Annotated in this window: 17 protein-coding genes, 1 tRNA gene and 1 rRNA gene; 16 read left to right on the top strand and 3 right to left on the bottom strand. The window is 54.1% G+C overall.

Annotation, left to right across the window (positions count from 1 at the left end):
* Positions 1-265: 265 nt before the first annotated feature.
* Positions 266-2,215, bottom strand: a complete 1,950-nt coding sequence (gene csrD, locus EPIR_RS01430; protein ID WP_048696663.1) for an RNase E specificity factor CsrD — start codon at positions 2,213-2,215, stop codon at positions 266-268.
* 223 nt (positions 2,216-2,438) lie between these two features.
* Here csrD and acuI point away from each other — a divergent pair, with 223 nt between their 5' ends.
* The 16 genes from acuI (at position 2,439) to EPIR_RS01350 (ending at position 17,662) form a co-directional block, all read left to right on the top strand.
* Positions 2,439-3,416 carry an acrylyl-CoA reductase (NADPH) gene (gene acuI / locus EPIR_RS01425; RefSeq protein WP_023653500.1) on the top strand — a complete coding sequence of 326 codons (978 nt, stop codon included), beginning with the start codon at positions 2,439-2,441 and terminating at the stop codon, positions 3,414-3,416.
* 51 nt (positions 3,417-3,467) lie between these two features.
* Entirely contained in the window at positions 3,468-4,472 is a 1,005-nt protein-coding gene (gene msrP, locus EPIR_RS01420) for a protein-methionine-sulfoxide reductase catalytic subunit MsrP (protein WP_023653499.1), read from the top strand.
* Positions 4,473-4,476: 4 nt separating this feature from the next.
* Positions 4,477-5,079 (top strand): protein-methionine-sulfoxide reductase heme-binding subunit MsrQ, encoded by a 603-nt coding sequence (msrQ, locus tag EPIR_RS01415; RefSeq protein ID WP_048696685.1) that lies wholly within the window; start codon positions 4,477-4,479, stop codon positions 5,077-5,079.
* Between the two features lie 221 nt (positions 5,080-5,300).
* Entirely contained in the window at positions 5,301-5,753 is a 453-nt protein-coding gene (aroQ, locus tag EPIR_RS01410) for a type II 3-dehydroquinate dehydratase (RefSeq protein WP_023653497.1), read from the top strand.
* A gap of 21 nt (positions 5,754-5,774) precedes the next feature.
* A complete protein-coding gene (gene accB, locus EPIR_RS01405; RefSeq protein ID WP_023653496.1) occupies positions 5,775-6,245 on the top strand; it encodes an acetyl-CoA carboxylase biotin carboxyl carrier protein in 471 nt (156 codons plus the stop codon).
* Positions 6,246-6,256: 11 nt separating this feature from the next.
* On the top strand, positions 6,257-7,606 hold the full coding sequence (gene accC, locus EPIR_RS01400; protein ID WP_023653495.1) for an acetyl-CoA carboxylase biotin carboxylase subunit: 1,350 nt from the start codon (positions 6,257-6,259) through the stop codon (positions 7,604-7,606).
* 82 nt (positions 7,607-7,688) lie between these two features.
* Positions 7,689-7,931 carry a YhdT family protein gene (locus EPIR_RS01395; RefSeq protein ID WP_023653494.1) on the top strand — a complete coding sequence of 81 codons (243 nt, stop codon included), beginning with the start codon at positions 7,689-7,691 and terminating at the stop codon, positions 7,929-7,931.
* Positions 7,921-9,375 carry a sodium/pantothenate symporter gene (gene panF / locus EPIR_RS01390; RefSeq protein ID WP_023653493.1) on the top strand — a complete coding sequence of 485 codons (1,455 nt, stop codon included), beginning with the start codon at positions 7,921-7,923 and terminating at the stop codon, positions 9,373-9,375. Before EPIR_RS01395 ends, panF begins: the two co-directional genes overlap by 11 nt.
* An 11-nt stretch (positions 9,376-9,386) precedes the next feature.
* The gene (gene prmA / locus EPIR_RS01385; protein ID WP_023653492.1) at positions 9,387-10,268 is read left to right on the top strand and encodes a 50S ribosomal protein L11 methyltransferase; all 882 of its coding nucleotides are present in this window, start codon (positions 9,387-9,389) and stop codon (positions 10,266-10,268) included.
* 307 nt (positions 10,269-10,575) lie between these two features.
* Positions 10,576-11,541, top strand: coding sequence for a tRNA dihydrouridine synthase DusB (gene dusB, locus EPIR_RS01380; protein ID WP_023653491.1), 966 nt, complete (start codon positions 10,576-10,578; stop codon positions 11,539-11,541).
* 25 nt (positions 11,542-11,566) lie between these two features.
* Positions 11,567-11,863: a DNA-binding transcriptional regulator Fis gene (gene fis / locus EPIR_RS01375; RefSeq protein ID WP_000462905.1), complete on the top strand. Its 297-nt coding sequence runs from the start codon at positions 11,567-11,569 to the stop codon at positions 11,861-11,863.
* A gap of 387 nt (positions 11,864-12,250) precedes the next feature.
* Positions 12,251-13,171 carry a kdo(2)-lipid IV(A) palmitoleoyltransferase gene (lpxP, locus tag EPIR_RS01370; protein WP_023653490.1) on the top strand — a complete coding sequence of 307 codons (921 nt, stop codon included), beginning with the start codon at positions 12,251-12,253 and terminating at the stop codon, positions 13,169-13,171.
* 333 nt (positions 13,172-13,504) lie between these two features.
* On the top strand, positions 13,505-14,530 hold the full coding sequence (locus EPIR_RS01365) for an amino acid ABC transporter substrate-binding protein (RefSeq protein WP_023653489.1): 1,026 nt from the start codon (positions 13,505-13,507) through the stop codon (positions 14,528-14,530).
* Between the two features lie 67 nt (positions 14,531-14,597).
* On the top strand, positions 14,598-15,776 hold the full coding sequence (locus EPIR_RS01360) for an amino acid ABC transporter permease (protein WP_023653488.1): 1,179 nt from the start codon (positions 14,598-14,600) through the stop codon (positions 15,774-15,776).
* 13 nt (positions 15,777-15,789) lie between these two features.
* Positions 15,790-16,890 carry an amino acid ABC transporter permease gene (locus EPIR_RS01355; protein WP_023653487.1) on the top strand — a complete coding sequence of 367 codons (1,101 nt, stop codon included), beginning with the start codon at positions 15,790-15,792 and terminating at the stop codon, positions 16,888-16,890.
* A gap of 10 nt (positions 16,891-16,900) precedes the next feature.
* Complete coding sequence (locus EPIR_RS01350) at positions 16,901-17,662, top strand: amino acid ABC transporter ATP-binding protein (protein ID WP_023653486.1); 762 nt, start codon at positions 16,901-16,903, stop codon at positions 17,660-17,662.
* A 348-nt stretch (positions 17,663-18,010) separates the two neighbouring features.
* Here EPIR_RS01350 and rrf read toward each other — a convergent pair.
* Positions 18,011-18,126, bottom strand: a 5S ribosomal RNA gene (gene rrf, locus EPIR_RS01345).
* A 35-nt stretch (positions 18,127-18,161) separates the two neighbouring features.
* A tRNA-Thr gene (locus EPIR_RS01340) sits at positions 18,162-18,237 on the bottom strand.
* Positions 18,238-18,317: the final 80 nt, after the last annotated feature.

Here is an 18,317-nt window from a genome sequence, read left to right as displayed (position 1 = left end):
TCTACCAACCACGCGGAGCAGCGACAAGGCGCAAAAATGTCCCGCTCCGGTGAAAAATCATGCTATTTCGTGCCGAGAACACAACCTGTACGCCATTTGGCGCAACTGAGGCCGTCATTACGGCATTCAGCCTTGGTTTCAAGACGGATAAACGGACATAACATACATAAAAATTAACATTTTTAGTTCTGCCTCGGTCGGCGATAACGCCGCTCTCAACCACGACCGCGTAGGTATTCTACGTGAAAACCCGGTGAGCGTGAGACTAAACTCGATATCTTTGCGAATATTTTTTTACGCTGGTGTTAACCAGTTGGGAAGTGGCGAAAAAGTCCCCCTGCCCCCCGGTAACGCCCAGCTCTACCAACGTTTGCCACTCTTCTCTGGAATGTACACCTGCCGCAAAAACGTGGGCGGCGGTTTGCTTACAACTCTCAAGAAGACTTTGTACAAACAGCTGATTTTCGGTGCGTCTGTCGATATTACGCACCAGTCCCGGATGCAGTTTAATCAGCCGAATCTGGAACTGTTTGATGTAAGCGGTGCTCACCACCTTCAAACCCGCCTGATTAACCGCAACACGGCAACCAAAACCATAAAGCAAGCGGAAGACAGGCTCCAGACGATTAATGTGTTGACATACATCTGCTTCCGCAAGTTCAAATAAAATACGTTTTCTTTGCGATCGGGGGCATTGCAGCAGGGTATCGCGCAGCCAGCGCATGAACGGGCGTTGCAACAGTGAGTCGAGAGTCAGAGGAATTGTCAGGGTCTCTTCAGGCCACCATTCCGTCAGCGTCACGATGCGCTTCACCAGCAGGCGGTCGTAGCGTTCAGCCAGGCCCAGCTGTTGCAACATGGGCAGATACTCGGCCGACAACAGCTCTTTCTCACCGTCAAAAATACGTGGCATGATTTCGCGGTGATGCACCTGGCCCAGCCTGTTTACGGCGGGCTTCTGGTACAGTCGCGGGCCGCCATGATTGACGGTATTCTCCAGCAGGGTGCGCCACTTGACGCTACCACGTGCCAGATCCTGCTGCCCACCTTCGCCGACTGACCAGCTGTTACCGCCCTGTAACATGGCATGGCGCGTCGCCAGCTCGGCGTTATCCATCACCTGTTGCGTGCTCTGCCCGCTGTGCCAGCCGCTGATACCAATATGGATCATATCGTCGCGATCCACCATACGTGTCGACGGCAGGCTGTCGACCGCTTTAATCAGCTGTGAGGCGATCCCGTCCGCATCTTTTACGCTACGGTGCGGCAGCAAAACGGCAAAGTCACTGCGGAAATAACGCGCCAGTAATGCGCCGGGATAACGCAAAACGAACGTTGACAGCATATTGGCCAGAGCAAAAAGATATTCCTGTACCTCGACATGCCCCCAGCGCTCGCGCAGGGTGTCAAAATCGGGTAGACGGATCATCATCACCATGCCGTGCGTCCCCACCGCTTCGGGATCTTCCAGCAATGTGGTCAGTTGATTATCGAAAAACAGACGATTATTGAGGCCGGTACGCGCATCCTGTGCGGCAAAAGTGCGTATCAGCGTATCGATACGGTTGTGCTGTTCGCCCGCTTCTTTAAGATCGGACAACAGCAGATCGATGGCGCTGCTGGCCAGCGGCGGCCATTCATGAACCGACCCGGATCTCACATTGGCCCTGTCTCCTTTAATCACCGCCCCGGCGCGCGCTTCCAGGCGTTCCATTCCCTGTAACTGCCGGTAAAGCCAGCGATGCGCCTGCAACAGCAGCAGCATCATAATCACCACCACGGCGATAATCGCCGACAGGCTTGAGGCACCAATTAATGACGTAAACCAGGTGAGCGTAGAGTCGACCCACTGGATACGGATAACCATATCCCCATGTTGCGCCAGCAACAGTACGGTTTGGCGATAGCGGTTAGGCTCATCCTCCAACAGCGGCCTCTGATGGCGTATCACCTCAAACAGCGGCCTGTTGTCTTTAATAAGCTCTATGCGTTCTATTCGCAACGGACTCATGACCGGACGCAGCCAGGAGGCGATCTCTTGGGGAGACTGGGTAAATAATGCGCTATCAACTTCATCAGCCATAAGCTGAACCCGATACTCTGCCCGCTGGTTGCTAAGATAAAAGAAGCTCAGCACACAGCCGACCAACATTAACAGCATTGCCAGTGAACACAGCAGGGTAATAATTGCAGAGAGTTTGGTAGTTAATCGCATTCTTATGCCAGTTAAATGCGGTAGGCGACATGTCATTAACACAGTACCGCGAACTGTTTGTTAACGATCGTAGGCAACAGGATGTCAGACTGTAGCGGCAGATGAAAATAACACATCGTGTCCAATAAATGCTTGCTTCGAATCAGATCAATATCCATTTTGGCGAGTATAGTCACAGCTGACCGCTTTTAGAGAATGATTATCCCGTTTTCAGGAGATCCTTATGCAAGCACTGGTTCTTGAACAGTCTTCAGGTGAAACCATCGCCACACTCAAACACCTGCCTGATGACAGCCTCCCGCCGGGCGATGTCACCGTCGACATTGACTGGTCCGGGATTAATTACAAAGATGCGCTGGCAATCACCGGTAAGGGCAAAATTATTCGCCAGTTCCCGATGGTGCCCGGTATCGATTTCGCCGGTAGAGTGCAGAGCAGCAGCGATGCGCGCTTTCAGCGCGGTCAGTCGGTACTGCTGACCGGCTGGGGCGTTGGCGAAAACCATTGGGGGGGGCTGGCTGAACGGGCACGCGTCAAAGCAGACTGGCTGGTGCCGATGCCGCAGGGCCTGGATGCCCGCAAGGCGATGATCGTCGGCACGGCAGGTTTCACCGCCATGCTCTGCGTGATGGCGCTGGAGGAAGGCGGCGTGACGCCAGATGGCGGTGACGTGCTGGTGACGGGCGCCAGCGGCGGAGTCGGCAGCACTGCCGTCGCGCTGCTCAGCGCGCTCGGTTACCGGGTCGTTGCCGTGAGCGGTCGTGAATCAACCCATGGCTATCTACGCCAGCTGGGGGCCAGCGAGGTTCTGCCGCGCAGCGCGTTCAGCGAACGATCTCGTCCGCTGGAGAAACAACGCTGGGCCGGAGCGATAGATACCGCCGGTGGCGAGGTGCTGGCCAGCGTGCTGGCGCAAACCCATTATAATGGAGTGGTCGCCGCCTGCGGGCTGGCGGGGGGAACCGATCTGCCCACCAGCGTCATGCCTTTTATCCTGCGTAACGTGCGTCTACAGGGCGTCGATTCGGTGATGACTCCCGTCGCACGCCGTCATCAGGCCTGGCAGCGTTTGCAGCAGGTGTTGCCCGCGACGTTTTATCAGCAGGCCACCACCGAAGTCTCACTGACTGAAGCGGTGGATGCGGCAGAAAAACTGCTCAATAATCAGCTAACCGGGCGCACGTTGGTGCGTATCCGTTAACCGTTTGCTCGCGAAAAACGCAATGATTCATTACCACAGGCAGGGCCACAGATGAAAGCCGTTAACCAACTGACAGAAAATGACGTCACGCCAGAGAGCCTGTTTCATGCTCGTCGCCGTGCGGTGCTAAAAATGCTGGGTTTGAGCGCGGCGGCGCTGTCCCTGCCCGGTGCTGCGCACGCCGACCTCCTTTCATGGTTTAAAGGCAGCGATCGTCCGCGCGCCGCTGCAGGCCGACCGCTTGATTTCAGTCAACCACAGCAGTTCCAGGCCAACCTGCCGCTGACGCCGGAAGAGAAAGTGACGGGTTACAATAACTTCTATGAGTTCGGGCTGGATAAAGCCGACCCGGCCGCCCATGCGGGAACGTTGAAAACCACCGACTGGAAAATTGAAATTGATGGTGAAGTGGCAAAACCCCTGACGCTAAACATGGATGACATTTTTAAACGCTTTGCGCAGGAGCAACGTATTTATCGCATGCGCTGTGTGGAAGGCTGGTCAATGGTGATCCCCTGGGTTGGCTTTGAGCTGGGCAAGCTGTTGCAGGCTGCCGAACCCACCAGCAACGCCCGCTTTGTGGCTTTCCACACGCTGTACGCGCCGGACCAGATGCCGGGCCAACAGGATCGCTTTATTGGCGGTGGGCTGGATTATCCTTATGTTGAAGGGCTGCGGCTGGATGAAGCCATGCATCCCCTGACCCTGTTAACCACCGGCGTTTATGGCAAGGCTTTGCCGCCGCAGAACGGCGCACCGATCCGCCTGACCGTGCCGTGGAAATACGGTTTTAAAGGCATTAAATCTATTGTAAAAATCAGCCTGGTCAAGGAGATGCCGCCTACCACATGGAACCTGTCAGCACCGAATGAATATGGGTTCTACGCTAACGTCAATCCACACGTTGACCATCCGCGCTGGTCACAGGCGACTGAACGCGTGATTGGCTCCGGCGGTATTCTTGATGTGCAGCGCCAGCCGACTCTGCTGTTCAATGGCTATGCCGACCAGGTAGCTTCACTGTATCGCGGTCTCGACCTGCGGGAGAACTTCTGAGATGGTGCGCCTGACCCTACCCCAGATCGGCTGGCTGAAGGTGCTGCTGCATCTGGCGGGTTTTCTGCCGCTGCTGTGGCTGCTGCTTACCCTCAATCAGGGTGGGTTCAGCGCCGATCCGGCGAAGGATATTCAGCATTTTACCGGCAGGATGGCGCTGAAGTTTCTGCTGGCCACACTCGCGGTGACCCCGCTGGCGCGTTACGCTAAACAGCCGTTGCTGATCCGCGTAAGGCGTCTGCTCGGACTCTGGTGTTTTGCCTGGGCATCGCTGCATCTGGTGAGCTACTCTCTGCTAGAACTCGGCATCAATAACCTGGGTCTGCTGGGATCTGAGCTGATTTCGCGTCCTTATCTGACGCTGGGCATTGTCAGTTGGGTGATTTTGCTGTCGCTGGCGCTGACCTCATTCCAGCGTGCGCAACGCAAACTCGGTAAGCGCTGGCAAACGCTGCATAACGCCATCTATCTGATGGCAATACTCGCGCCGATTCACTATTTGTGGTCGGTAAAAACGTATTCGCCCCAGCCGTGGATTTACGCGTTAATCGCCGCGTTCCTGTTGGCATGGCGCTATAAAAAGCTGCGCAAGTGGCTGGCGCGCTAACGTAAACGGTGCTTTATCACCGGCTTCTTGCTGCCAGTCTCTCGCTGCCGATAACCAACTTCGCTGATACGCCCCCGACTTATCGGCGAAATGCATTGATATGGTTACAATGGCCGCCTTTCCCGGCCGCCTTTCACCAATTTTCATCTGAAAAGGTGACAAACTGGCTTTAGCCATGTATTTTGTGCGATGCCTAAATTATCGCGGGAGATGGCAGCAAAATGAGCGACAAGTTGCATGTACTGCTTTTGAACGGCCCCAATCTGAATCTGCTGGGTACGCGTGAGCCGGAAAAATACGGCCATACCTCGCTGGACGAGATTGTCAGTGAGCTGACACGGCAGGCCAATGCGCTGGGCGTCACGCTTAGCCATCTCCAGTCCAATGCGGAACATGCGCTAATCGACCGCATTCATCAGGCGAAAGGCAATGTCGATTATATCGTCATTAACCCGGCAGCGTTCACCCACACCAGCGTGGCGCTGCGTGATGCGTTACTGGCCGTCAGCATACCGTTTATTGAGGTTCACCTGTCAAACGTGCATGCTCGCGAGCCTTTTCGCCATCACTCGTATCTTTCTGATATTTCTACCGGTGTGATCTGTGGACTTGGCGTCGACGGTTATTCCTGGGCTTTACAGACGGCAGTTAAACGCCTGTCACCATCTAATTAAACAGAGTACGGAACCACACTCATGGATATTCGTAAGATTAAAAAACTGATCGAACTGGTTGAAGAATCAGGCATCGCTGAACTGGAAATCTCTGAAGGCGAAGAGTCCGTTCGCATCAGCCGTGCCCCGGTCAATACCGGTTACCCAATGATGCAGCAGGCTTATGCAGCCCCAATGATGCAGCAGCCCGCTCTGGCAACCGCCGTCGCTCCGGCCGCCGCTCCAGCGATGGAAGCACCTGCTGCTGCCGAGATCAGTGGCCATATCGTGCGTTCTCCTATGGTCGGTACTTTCTACCGCACTCCAAGCCCTGACGCAAAGGCGTTTGTGGAAGTCGGTCAGAAAGTTAACGTCGGTGACACCCTGTGCATCGTTGAAGCAATGAAAATGATGAACCAGATCGAAGCCGATAAGTCCGGCACCGTGAAAGCGATTCTGCTCGAAAGCGGTCAGCCTGTTGAATTTGACGAGCCGCTGGTCGTCATCGAATAACGAGGCCAACCATGCTGGATAAAATTGTAATTGCTAACCGTGGTGAAATTGCGCTGCGTATTCTGCGCGCCTGTAAAGAGCTGGGTATTAAAACAGTCGCAGTGCACTCCACGGCGGATCGCGACCTGAAGCATGTGCTGCTGGCAGATGAAACCGTCTGTATTGGCCCACCTCCTTCAGTAAAGAGCTACCTGAATATCCCGGCACTGATTTCTGCCGCCGAGATCACCGGTGCGGTAGCGATCCACCCTGGCTACGGCTTCCTCTCCGAGAATGCGGACTTCGCCGAGCAGGTTGAGCGTTCAGGCTTTATCTTTATCGGCCCGAAAGCGGACACCATTCGCCTGATGGGCGATAAAGTGTCGGCGATCACCGCGATGAAGAAAGCGGGCGTGCCTACGGTGCCAGGCTCTGACGGCCCATTGACCGAGGATATGGATAAGAATCGTGCCTTTGCGAAACGCATCGGTTACCCGGTGATTATCAAAGCCTCTGGCGGCGGCGGCGGTCGTGGTATGCGCGTGGTGCGTAGCGACAAAGACTTGGAACAGTCGATAAACATGACGAAAGCGGAAGCCAAAGCGGCTTTCAATAACGACATGGTTTATATGGAAAAGTACCTGGAAAACCCGCGCCATATCGAAATTCAGGTATTGGCAGACGGCCAGGGCAACGCGATCTATCTGGCCGAACGCGACTGCTCCATGCAGCGTCGTCACCAGAAAGTGGTGGAAGAAGCGCCAGCACCGGGCATCACCGAAGAAATGCGCCGCTATATCGGCGAGCGTTGCTCGAAAGCCTGTATCGACATCGGCTATCGCGGCGCAGGCACCTTCGAGTTCCTGTACGAAAACGGTGAGTTCTACTTCATTGAGATGAACACCCGTATTCAGGTTGAGCACCCGGTTACCGAGATGATCACTGGCGTTGACCTGATCAAAGAGCAGCTGCGTATCGCTGCCGGTCAGCCACTGTCGATCAAACAGGAAGAAGTGATTATTCGCGGTCACGCGGTGGAATGCCGTATCAACGCCGAAGATGCGAATACTTTTCTGCCAAGCCCGGGCAAAATTACCCGCTTCCACGCGCCAGGGGGTTTTGGCGTGCGTTGGGAATCCCATATTTACGCCGGTTACAGCGTGCCGCCGTACTATGACTCGATGATTGGAAAGCTGATCACCTATGGCGAAAACCGCGATGTGGCGATTTCACGCATGAAAAATGCGCTGGCTGAACTGATCATTGACGGGATCAAGACTAACGTCGAACTGCAGATGAAAATCATGTCGGACGAGAACTTCCAGCACGGTGGGACTAACATCCACTATCTGGAGAAGAAACTCGGCCTGCAAGAGAAGTAAGTGCGGCAGATGCCCGGTTCACCGGGTTGAGATCGACAGATGCAGGGGCCGATTAATCGGCCCCTTCTTATTGGGGAAGCGCATGGAAAAACGTTTTGTACAGGCCCATCGGGAAGCGCGCTGGTCGTTCGCGCTGGCGGTGGCCTATCTCGCCTGCTGGGCGCTGTCCGCCTGGCTATTGGATGACCAGCAGGGGCTAACCGGTTTACCCCACTGGTTTGAAATGGCCTGCCTGCTGGTGCCGCTGCTGTTTATTTTTCTTTGCTGGTTAATGGTGCGCGTTATCTTCCGCAATATCCCTCTGGAGGATAAAGGTGAAGCTTGAAATTATTCTGCCGCTGGCCGGTTATCTGCTGCTGGTGGCGGGCCTGTCAGTCTGGGCGATGCGCAAACGGCGCGAAGGGAGTTTCCTCACTGAATACTTCCTTGGCAGCCGCTCAATGGGCGGCTTCGTGCTGGCAATGACGCTGACGACCACCTATATCAGCGCCAGCTCGTTTATTGGCGGCCCCGGTGCAGCGTATAAATACGGTCTGGGCTGGGTTCTGCTGTCGATGGTACAGGTCCCGGCAGTCTGGCTTTCACTGGGAGTGCTCGGCAAGAAATTCGCCATCCTGGCACGGCGTTACCATGCCGTCACGCTAAACGATATGCTGTATGCGCGCTATCGCAGCCCGCTGCTGGTGTGGCTGGCCAGCATCAGCCTGCTGATCGCCTTTATTGGCGCGATGACCGTGCAATTCGTTGGCGGTGCGCGCCTGCTAGAAACGGCGGCAGGTATTCCCTACGACAGCGGGCTGCTGATCTTTGGCGGCACTATCGCGCTGTATACCGCCTTTGGCGGTTTCCGCGCCAGCGTGCTCAACGATGCCATGCAGGGGCTGGTAATGCTGGCTGGCACCGTCCTGCTGCTGGTTGCCGTGATACATGCGGCTGGCGGCTTGCATAACGCGGTGAATACCCTGCAACGCATCGATCCCCAACTAGTTTCTCCCTCTGGCGTGGGCGACATTCTGACCCCCACTTTCCTCGCCTCATTTTCGGTTTTGGTCTGCTTTGGCGTGATTGGCCTGCCGCATACGGCGGTACGCTGCATCTCTTATAAGGACAGTAAGGCGGTCCATCTGGCCATTCTGCTTGGCACCATCGTGGTGGCCGTGCTGATGCTGGGTATGCACCTGGCAGGCGCGTTGGGCCGAGCGGTGATCCCGGATTTGCAGATCCCTGACAGCGTGATCCCGACGCTGATGATCGCGGTATTGCCGCCGCTGGCAGCCGGGATCTTTCTGGCGGCACCGATGGCGGCGATCATGTCGACGATTAATGCCCAGCTGCTACAATCGTCGGCGACCATTGTGAAAGATCTCTATCTGCGGATATACCCGCACCAGATGAATAATGAGCCACGGCTGAAACGGCTCTCTTCTCTGGTTACCCTGGTGCTGGGCCTGCTGCTGCTGCTGGCGGCATGGCATCCACCGCAGATGATTATCTGGCTCAACCTGCTGGCCTTTGGCGGGCTGGAGGCGGTGTTCCTGTGGCCGCTGGTGCTCGGCCTGTACTGGGAGAAAGCCAATGCCGCTGGCGCACTGAGCAGTATGATCTGCGGAGCTGCCTGTTATACCCTGCTGGCCAGCCTGTCACTGCAACCCTGGGGATTCCACCCGATTGTGCCAGCGCTGCTGCTCAGCCTACTGGCGTTTATTATTGGCAACCGTTTTGGCCGCCCGGCGGCCGCCACAACGTCTGCCTCCACCCTGTTTGAATAAAGAGATCCGTTATGCCCTGGATACAGATGAAGATAAATACCAGCGGCGCTCAGGCTGAAGAGCTGGGTGACGCGCTGATTGAGAACGGTGCCGTGTCGGTAACCTTCCAGGATACCCATGACAACCCGGTGTTTGAACCGTTGCCGGGCGAAACGCGCCTGTGGGGCGATACCGACGTCATCGGCCTGTTTGACGCCGAAACCGAGATGGCAGACGTGATTGCCGGGCTGGAACACCATCCCCTGCTGGGCAGCGGTTTCCACCATAAGATTGAACAGATTGAAGATAAGGACTGGGAGCGTGAGTGGATGACCAACTTCCACCCGATGCGTTTCGGCCAACGTCTGTGGATCTGCCCAAGCTGGCGCGACGTGCCAGACCCGGAAGCGGTGAACGTGATGCTCGATCCGGGGCTGGCATTTGGTACCGGCACCCATCCCACCACGGCCCTGTGCCTGGCATGGCTTGATGGACTCGACCTGACCGGTAAGACAATTATCGATTTCGGCTGTGGTTCCGGCATTCTGGCCATCGCCGCGCTGAAACTGGGAGCCGCCGCCGCTATCGGTATTGATATCGATCCCCAGGCCATTCAGGCAAGCCGGGACAATGCCGAACGTAATGGGGTTTCAGACCGTCTGTCACTTTATCTGCCGCATCAGCAGCCGGATAACCTGATTGCCGATGTGGTCGTCGCTAATATTCTGGCAGGCCCGCTGCGTGAGCTGGCACCATTAATTAGCGTTCTGCCGAAACAGGGCGGGCATCTCGGCCTGTCTGGCGTGCTCTCCAGCCAGGCTTCGGGCGTCTGCGAAGCCTACGCCGATCTCTTTGAGCTTGATGCCGTAGCCGAGAAAGAAGAGTGGTGCCGCATTACCGGCATACGGCGTTAAGCCAGGGCACTGGCACAGCCTGTCGCCGCTGTGCCAGTGCTTTCTTCACGTCACATGTTTTGTTTAACAGGCAAAATAACGTGGTTTATGTTGATATCTTACTGACAAGAAAAGAAAATTCTCTGTACGTAATTTGGTCATATTTTCCTAACTTGTTGTTAAACATAATAATATTACATAAGGTCGATGCTGATTTCATTTTACCTTACTCTGCAACGGTGTATTGTTCAAAGTTTGGCCTTTCATCTTCCTGAAAAAATGCGTAATATACGCCGCCTTGCGGACACACTATGGTCACTTTTTTTTCATGCGCATAGGAAATCACCAGCTTCGTAATCGTTTGATTGCGGCACCAATGGCCGGGATCACTGACAGGCCATTCAGAACCCTTTGCTATGCAATGGGCGCTGGTATGACCGTCTCCGAGATGATGTCGTCGAACCCCGAGGTCTGGGCCAGCGATAAATCCCGGTTGCGTATGGTTCACAGTGACGAACCTGGTATTCGTACCGTGCAAATTGCCGGTTGTGACCCGACAGAGATGGCAGGAGCCGCGCGCATTAATGCTGCATCAGGCGCACAGGTGATCGACATCAACATGGGATGCCCAGCCAAAAAAGTGAATCGCAAGATGGCGGGTTCGGCGCTGCTGCAACACCCTGAGCTGGTGAAGTCTATCCTTTCAGCCGTGGTGAATGCAGTTGACGTGCCCGTGACCTTAAAGATTCGCACCGGCTGGGACAGCGACAACCGCAACTGCGTAGAGATTGCCCAATTGGCTGAACGTTGTGGTATTCAGGCCCTGACCATTCATGGACGCACCCGCGCCTGTTTGTTCAACGGTGAAGCTGAATACGACAGCATTCGGACAGTTAAGCAGAACGTATCCATTCCGGTTATCGCGAATGGAGACATTACTGACCCGCATAAAGCCAGAGCGGTACTTGACTATACGGGGGCTGATGCCCTGATGATAGGACGGGCTGCTCAGGGAAGACCGTGGATCTTCCGGGAAATCCAGCATTATCTGGACACTGGGGAGCTGCTGGCACCGATGCCATTGGCTGAAGTCAAGCGCTTGCTCATCGGGCACTTACGGGAACTGCACGACTTTTATGGTCAGCGCAAGGGATACCGTATTGCCCGGAAGCACGTCTCCTGGTATCTGCAGGAGCACGCCCCAAACGACCAGTTTCGGCGCACATTCAACGCCATTGAGGATGCCAGCGAACAGCTGGAGGCGTTGGAGGCATACTTCGAAAATCTTGCGTAATTAGAAATAAAGAGCTGACAGAACTATGTTCGAACAACGCGTAAATTCTGACGTACTGACCGTATCTACCGTAAACTCACAGGATCAGGTGACCCAAAAGCCACTGCGTGATTCGGTCAAACAGGCACTGAAGAACTATTTTGCTCAACTAAATGGTCAGGATGTTAATGATCTGTATGAGCTGGTACTGGCTGAAGTAGAACAGCCTCTGTTGGACATGGTGATGCAATACACCCGTGGCAACCAGACCCGTGCAGCCCTGATGATGGGCATCAACCGCGGTACACTGCGTAAGAAGCTGAAAAAATACGGCATGAACTAATAGCCCCCGGCTATCATGTTGTTTTAAAAGCGCTTATTCCCTAGGGGTAAGCGCTTTTTTATTATCCAGGCCGACAGCGGGAAGCAGCGTAAACAATCAACACAAAGCCAGCGATATCATAAAACGCTGTTTTAAGAAAATACCTGTTAATCTCATAAAGCAGAATCGGTATCTTATGTATAAAATAGCCCGTTATGGACATCTCTTCGCAGAGCCCTCACCATCTCTACTACGCTGCACGCACATCCCACGAGTGTAAAGTTTTCGTCAAGAGTAGAATGTGGCTAAACCATCGTCCTGAACAGGTGTCCGAGTCATTGTATCGCAACTGCCAAGCTTCATGATGCGTTACAGGTTCTCTTACCCTTAATGTCTGAATGAGTATTTATGAAGCAGTCACAGAATTTCCACAGAAGCTTTCTGCATCCACGTTACTGGTTAACCTGGTTTGGCGTTGGCGTTTTATTTCTGCTGGTCCAGCTCCCCTATCCGCTGCTGCACAAGCTGGGCACTTGGATGGGGCGAACCTCAATGCGTTTTATGAAGCGCCGCGTCTCAATCGCACGCCGTAATCTGGAACTCTGTTTTCCAGAGATGGACAAAGACAATCTGGAACGATGCATTATCGGTAATTTCGAATCGCTTGGCATGGGATTGTTGGAAACCGGCATGGCATGGTTCTGGTCCGACCGTCGGGTGAAACGTTGGTTTAGCGTCAAAGGTCTGCACAACCTACAGGCTGCGCAGGCAAATGGTCGCGGAGCACTGATTATCGGCGTGCACTTCATGTCTCTTGAGCTGGGCGGCCGCACTATGGGCATGTGTCAGCCAATGATGGCGATGTATCGTCCGCACAATAATAAACTGATGGAATGGGTGCAGACAAAAGGCCGCATGCGTTCCAATAAGGCAATGATCAACCGGCGTGACCTGCGCGGCATGGTTCAGGCGCTGAAGCATGGAGAAGCCGTCTGGTTTGCCCCAGATCAGGATTACGGCCCCAAAGGCAGCGTTTTTGCCCCGCTGTTCGCCGTCCCAGAGGCAGCTACCACCAGCGGAACCTGGATGCTGGCGCGAATGGCCAAACCTGCGTTAATTACCGTGGTACTTCTGCGCAAAGAAGACGGTAGCGGTTACGAGCTGGTGATCCAGCCAGAGCTGAAGGATTATCCGATTGAAAGCGAGCAGCAGGCTGCTGAATATATGAACCGGGTGATTGAGCGCGAAATTATGCGTGCGCCGAACCAATACATGTGGCTGCATCGCCGTTTTAAAACACGACCTGCCGGTGCCAGCTCATTATATTAACCCGCCCTCTACTCCTCAGCGCCTGCGGGCGCTGAACGCCTCAAAACCCCAATGTTTGCTCGTCCATAGCCCCATGTCGCCCGCTGGTCCCCACAGCTGAAACGATTCGCACCGCTTGTGCTCTTCCCCACTAATTTTGCCCTATCCTGGTGCAAACCATCAGGCTAAACCGCAAATCATTAGTATTAAATGCCTAAAACATTCAATAAATTCAGACTGATGAAACTCTGGCATCCTCCTTGCAATGCTGTGTATGGCTTCGGCTACAGACAGGCAAAGCGCACCAAAGCGTACGCCAAAAATAATAAATGCAATCGCTACACAGGACGCTTTATGAAAAAGATGATGCTCTCCACGCTGATTAGCGCAGCAGCACTGCTTTCGCTTGCCAATCAGGCTCATGCCGGCACCACGCTGGATGCAATAAAAAAGAAAGGCTTTGTTCAGTGCGGTATCAGCGACGGGCTGCCTGGCTTCTCCTATGCGGATGCCAGCGGTAAATTCAGCGGCATCGATGTCGACGTCTGCCGCGCTGCCGCTGCCGCAGTGCTGGGTGATGCAGGAAAAGTGAAATATACCCCGCTAACGGCCAAAGAACGCTTTACCGCTTTGCAGTCCGGTGAAGTGGACATTCTTTCACGTAACACCACTTGGACCTCCTCACGTGACGGCGGCATGGGCTTTATTTTCGCTGGCGTAAACTACTACGACGGCATCGGCTTCTTAACCCACCAGAAAGCAGGGCTGAAAAGCGCGAAAGAGCTGGACGGCGCAACCGTCTGTATTCAGGCCGGTACTGATACCGAACTGAACGTCGCCGACTATTTCAAAGCAAACAAAATGCAGTACACCCCAGTAACCTTCGACCGCTCTGACGAATCGGCGAAAGCGCTGGACAGCGGCCGCTGCGATACTCTTGCCTCTGACCAGTCACAGCTGTATGCGCTACGCATCAAGCTGGGTAAACCTGACGACTTTATCGTTCTGCCGGAAGTGATCTCTAAAGAGCCGCTGGGGCCAGTGGTGCGCCGCGATGATGATGACTGGTTTACCATCGTAAAATGGTCACTGTACGCCATGCTGAATGCCGAAGAGATGGGGATTACCTCTAAAAACGTCGATAGCATGTCAGCTAAGCCATCCAACCCGGATATGGCACATCTGCTTGGTGCAGAGGGTGACTTCGGTAAAGATCTGAAGCTGGACAACAAATGGGCTTATCACATCATTAAGCAAGTGGGTAACTATCAGGAAGTCTTTGACCGCAATGTCGGAAAAGACAGCCAGCTGAAAATTGCCCGTGGTCAGAATGCGCTGTGGAACAATGGCGGTATTCAATACGCACCGCCTGTACGTTAACACCTCCGATTAGCGGGCACCGCAATGCCGGTGCCCACCTGTGAATTTTCGTCACTGAGGTTTTATCATGTCTCCACGCCCAGCCGTAAAAAGGGACTTTTCCCTTGGTCATCCTGCGGTGCGCGCCTGGCTTTTCCAGATTGTTGCGGTCGCCACGGTTCTTCTGGTTGCAGGATATTTGATCCATAACACCATCAATAATCTTGCCAGCCGTGGCATTACTTCCGGATTTGGTTTCCTTGAACGTAGCGCTGGCTTCGGCATCGTCCAGCATCTGATTGATTACTCGGAAGGGGATAGCTATGCCCGCGTATTTCTGGTCGGGTTAACCAATACCCTGCTGGTCTCCGCGCTCTGTATCGTTTTCGCATCATTACTGGGATTTTTTGTTGGCCTGGCGCGCCTGTCTGACAACTGGCTGCTGCGTAAATTATCCACTGTTTATGTCGAGACGTTCCGCAATATCCCTCCGCTGTTGCAGATCTTTTTCTGGTACTTTGCAGTACTGCGCAACCTGCCAGGGCCACGCCAGGCGATGAATGCCTTCGACCTGGCCTTTGTCAGTAATCGTGGACTCTATATTCCGTGGCCTGAATATGCCGCAGGAACCGTCCCCTTCCTGCTTGCTCTGCTGCTGGCGATAGCAATGACAACAGGCCTGTTCCGCTACAACAAACAGCATCAGCTGAAAACCGGGCGACTGCGTCATACATGGCCCGCCGCTGTCGCTATGTTGATCCTGTTTCCGTTGGTGGCTTTTCTGCTGGCAGGCAGCCCGATGCACTGGGATATCCCGCAGCTGCGCGGCTTTAATTATCGTGGTGGTTTTGTCCTGATCCCGGAACTGGCCGCACTCACCCTGGCGCTGTCGATCTATACCTCCACGTTTATTGCCGAGGTGATACGTTCAGGGATCCAGTCGGTGCCATATGGTCAGCATGAAGCCGCATCTTCTCTCGGTCTGCCGCATGCGGTCACGCTACGCCAGGTGATTATTCCGCAGGCGATGCGCGTTATTATTCCCCCGTTGACCAGTCAGTATCTGAATATCGTCAAGAACTCCTCGCTGGCAGCGGCGATTGGCTATCCCGATATGGTGTCGTTGTTTGCCGGTACGGTGCTTAACCAGACGGGACAGGCGATTGAAACCATCGCGATTACTATGGGGGTTTATCTCATCATCAGCCTGTCGATTTCGCTGTTAATGAACATCTACAACCGCAAAATCGCCCTGATTGAACGCTAGAGACGAGAATATTATGACTGTTATCACTCATGAAACGTCACCCCCCGACAGCAATGCACTCTCACGTTCTGTCGCATGGGCCAGAAAAAACCTTTTCTCAAGCATCGGTAATTCTCTGCTAACGCTGTTATGCCTATGGATTATGTGGGAAGCGCTTCCTCCTGCTCTCAGCTGGCTGGTATTCCAGGCCAACTGGGTAGGTGATACGCGCGCAGACTGTAGCAAAGAGGGGGCCTGCTGGGTATTTATCCATGCACGCTTTGGTCAACTGATGTACGGGCTTTATCCCCATGAGCTGCGCTGGCGCATTAATCTGGCGCTGGTCATCGGCCTGCTGTCGATCGTCCCGATGTTCCTGAAAAACCTGCCGCGTCGTGGAAGCTACATTGTTGGTTGGGCGCTGCTTTATCCACTGCTGGTATGGCTACTGATGTATGGCGGATGGCTGGGGCTGGATCGAGTGGAAACCCGTCAGTGGGGTGGTCTGACCCTGACGCTGATTATTGCTGCGGTCGGTATCGCTGGCGCATTGCCCACAGGCGTTCTATTGGCTCTGGGTCGACGATCGCAAATGCCGGTTGTCCGCACCTTGTGCGTATTATTCATTGAGTTCTGGCGTGGCGTTCCGCTTATCACCGTTCTGTTTATGTCCTCGGTGATGCTACCGCTGTTTATGGCGGAAGGCAGCTCCATCGATAAGCTGATACGCGCTTTGGTTGGGGTGACCCTGTTCCAGTCTGCCTATGTCGCTGAAGTGGTGCGAGGCGGCCTGCAGGCGCTGCCCAAGGGCCAATACGAAGCTGCCGAGTCGCTGGCGTTGGGTTACTGGAAAACGCAGGCACTGGTGATCCTTCCTCAGGCGCTGAAACTGGTTATACCGGGGCTGGTAAACACCATTATTGCCCTGTTTAAAGATACTAGCCTGGTGATCATCATCGGACTGTTCGATCTGTTTAGCAGCGTGCAACAGGCTACCGTGGACCCCGCCTGGCTGGGGATGTCCACTGAAGGCTATGTTTTCGCAGCCCTTATCTATTGGATTTTCTGTTTTAGTATGTCGCGCTATAGCCAGCATCTGGAGAAGCGCTTCCACACCGGGCGTACACCGCACTAAGGTTAATAATATGACGAGTATAACGAGCCAGGCTGACAACGCGATGATGATAACGCTTGAAAACGTTAACAAATGGTACGGGCAGTTTCATGTGCTGAAGGATATCAACCTACAGGTAAAACCACGCGAACGTATCGTACTCTGCGGCCCTTCTGGATCCGGAAAATCGACGACCATACGCTGTATCAACCACTTGGAAGAGCATCAACAGGGACGTATTGTTGTCGACGGAACCCTGCTGAATGACGATCTGCGCAATATCGAACGTGTGCGTACTGAAGTGGGAATGGTATTTCAGCACTTTAATCTGTTCCCGCATTTGAGCGTTTTACAGAACTGTACGCTTGCCCCCATTTGGGTGCGTAAGACGCCGAAGAAGGAAGCAGAAGAGCTGGCAATGCACTATCTGGAACGCGTACGTATTGCTGAACACGCGCATAAGTTCCCCGGTCAGCTATCGGGTGGCCAGCAGCAGCGCGTGGCGATTGCCCGTTCTCTGTGCATGAAACCCAAAATTATGCTGTTTGATGAACCGACCTCCGCGCTGGATCCAGAGATGGTAAAGGAAGTACTGGATACAATGATTAGCCTGGCAGAAGACGGTATGACCATGCTGTGCGTTACTCATGAAATGGGCTTTGCCCGCACCGTTGCCGACCGGGTGATCTTTATGGATCGCGGTGAAATTGTTGAGCAGGCCCCGCCACAGCAGTTTTTTGCTAATCCAGAGTCTGAGCGTACTCGCGCTTTCCTCTCGCAGGTGATCCACTGACTTAGCTCACTCCCCCGGTAACATACAAAACTCTCTTCCAGAAATGGGGGGAGTTTTTATTTGCAATTCATCACTTATGGATCTAACTACCGACAAGCAGTGCTTTTTAACAGGGGTTTTCGGACTTCATAAAGCAAAAGGCCATCCCGAAGGATGGCCTTTTGCTTTATTTGATGCCTGCCAGTTTATGAATGACTCCGTCATTCACCCTTCGGGCCGTCGCGCGCGACGTTCAGAAGACTTCGTCTTCTGTCCTACTCTCTTTCGAGCAGGCAACTGCCTTCAGACCGCAGAGTGCACACAACGCAAAAAGGCCATCCCGGAGGATGGCCTTTTGCTTTATTTGATGCCTGGCAGTTCCCTACTCTCGCATGGGGAGACCCCACACTACCATCGGCGCTACGGCGTTTCACTTCTGAGTTCGGCATGGGGTCAGGTGGGACCACCGCGCTACAGCCGCCAGGCAAATTCTTTATTTGCCGAACTCACGCTATTTTACTGGTGCTGATACCCAGAGTCGAACTGGGGACCTCACCCTTACCAAGGGTGCGCTCTACCAACTGAGCCATATCAGCACACTCAATTTTTAAGGGCGACACTAATGTCACCCTTATTTATTTGATGCCTGGCAGTTCCCTACTCTCGCATGGGGAGA

This window comes from Erwinia piriflorinigrans CFBP 5888 (assembly GCF_001050515.1).
Taxonomy (GTDB): domain Bacteria; phylum Pseudomonadota; class Gammaproteobacteria; order Enterobacterales; family Enterobacteriaceae; genus Erwinia; species Erwinia piriflorinigrans.
The sequence above is the reverse complement of the archived record's forward strand: the minus strand, read 5'-3'. Positions and strand labels throughout refer to the sequence as shown.

Bases quoted from the DNA above. Each gene is read 5' to 3' on its own strand.
- fis (WP_000462905.1), top strand. From the start codon at position 11,567: ATGTTCGAACAACGCGTAAATTCTGACGTACTGACCGTATCTACCGTA.
- EPIR_RS01360 (WP_023653488.1), top strand. From the start codon at position 14,598: ATGTCTCCACGCCCAGCCGTAAAAAGGGACTTTTCCCTTGGTCATCCT.
- acuI (WP_023653500.1), top strand. From the start codon at position 2,439: ATGCAAGCACTGGTTCTTGAACAGTCTTCAGGTGAAACCATCGCCACA.
- aroQ (WP_023653497.1), top strand. From the start codon at position 5,301: ATGAGCGACAAGTTGCATGTACTGCTTTTGAACGGCCCCAATCTGAAT.
- EPIR_RS01395 (WP_023653494.1), top strand. From the start codon at position 7,689: ATGGAAAAACGTTTTGTACAGGCCCATCGGGAAGCGCGCTGGTCGTTC.
- accC (WP_023653495.1), top strand. From the start codon at position 6,257: ATGCTGGATAAAATTGTAATTGCTAACCGTGGTGAAATTGCGCTGCGT.
- msrP (WP_023653499.1), top strand. From the start codon at position 3,468: ATGAAAGCCGTTAACCAACTGACAGAAAATGACGTCACGCCAGAGAGC.
- EPIR_RS01350 (WP_023653486.1), top strand. From the start codon at position 16,901: ATGACGAGTATAACGAGCCAGGCTGACAACGCGATGATGATAACGCTT.
- lpxP (WP_023653490.1), top strand. From the start codon at position 12,251: ATGAAGCAGTCACAGAATTTCCACAGAAGCTTTCTGCATCCACGTTAC.
- csrD (WP_048696663.1), bottom strand. From the start codon at position 2,215: ATGCGATTAACTACCAAACTCTCTGCAATTATTACCCTGCTGTGTTCA.
- EPIR_RS01365 (WP_023653489.1), top strand. From the start codon at position 13,505: ATGAAAAAGATGATGCTCTCCACGCTGATTAGCGCAGCAGCACTGCTT.
- accB (WP_023653496.1), top strand. From the start codon at position 5,775: ATGGATATTCGTAAGATTAAAAAACTGATCGAACTGGTTGAAGAATCA.
- EPIR_RS01355 (WP_023653487.1), top strand. From the start codon at position 15,790: ATGACTGTTATCACTCATGAAACGTCACCCCCCGACAGCAATGCACTC.
- prmA (WP_023653492.1), top strand. From the start codon at position 9,387: ATGCCCTGGATACAGATGAAGATAAATACCAGCGGCGCTCAGGCTGAA.
- dusB (WP_023653491.1), top strand. From the start codon at position 10,576: ATGCGCATAGGAAATCACCAGCTTCGTAATCGTTTGATTGCGGCACCA.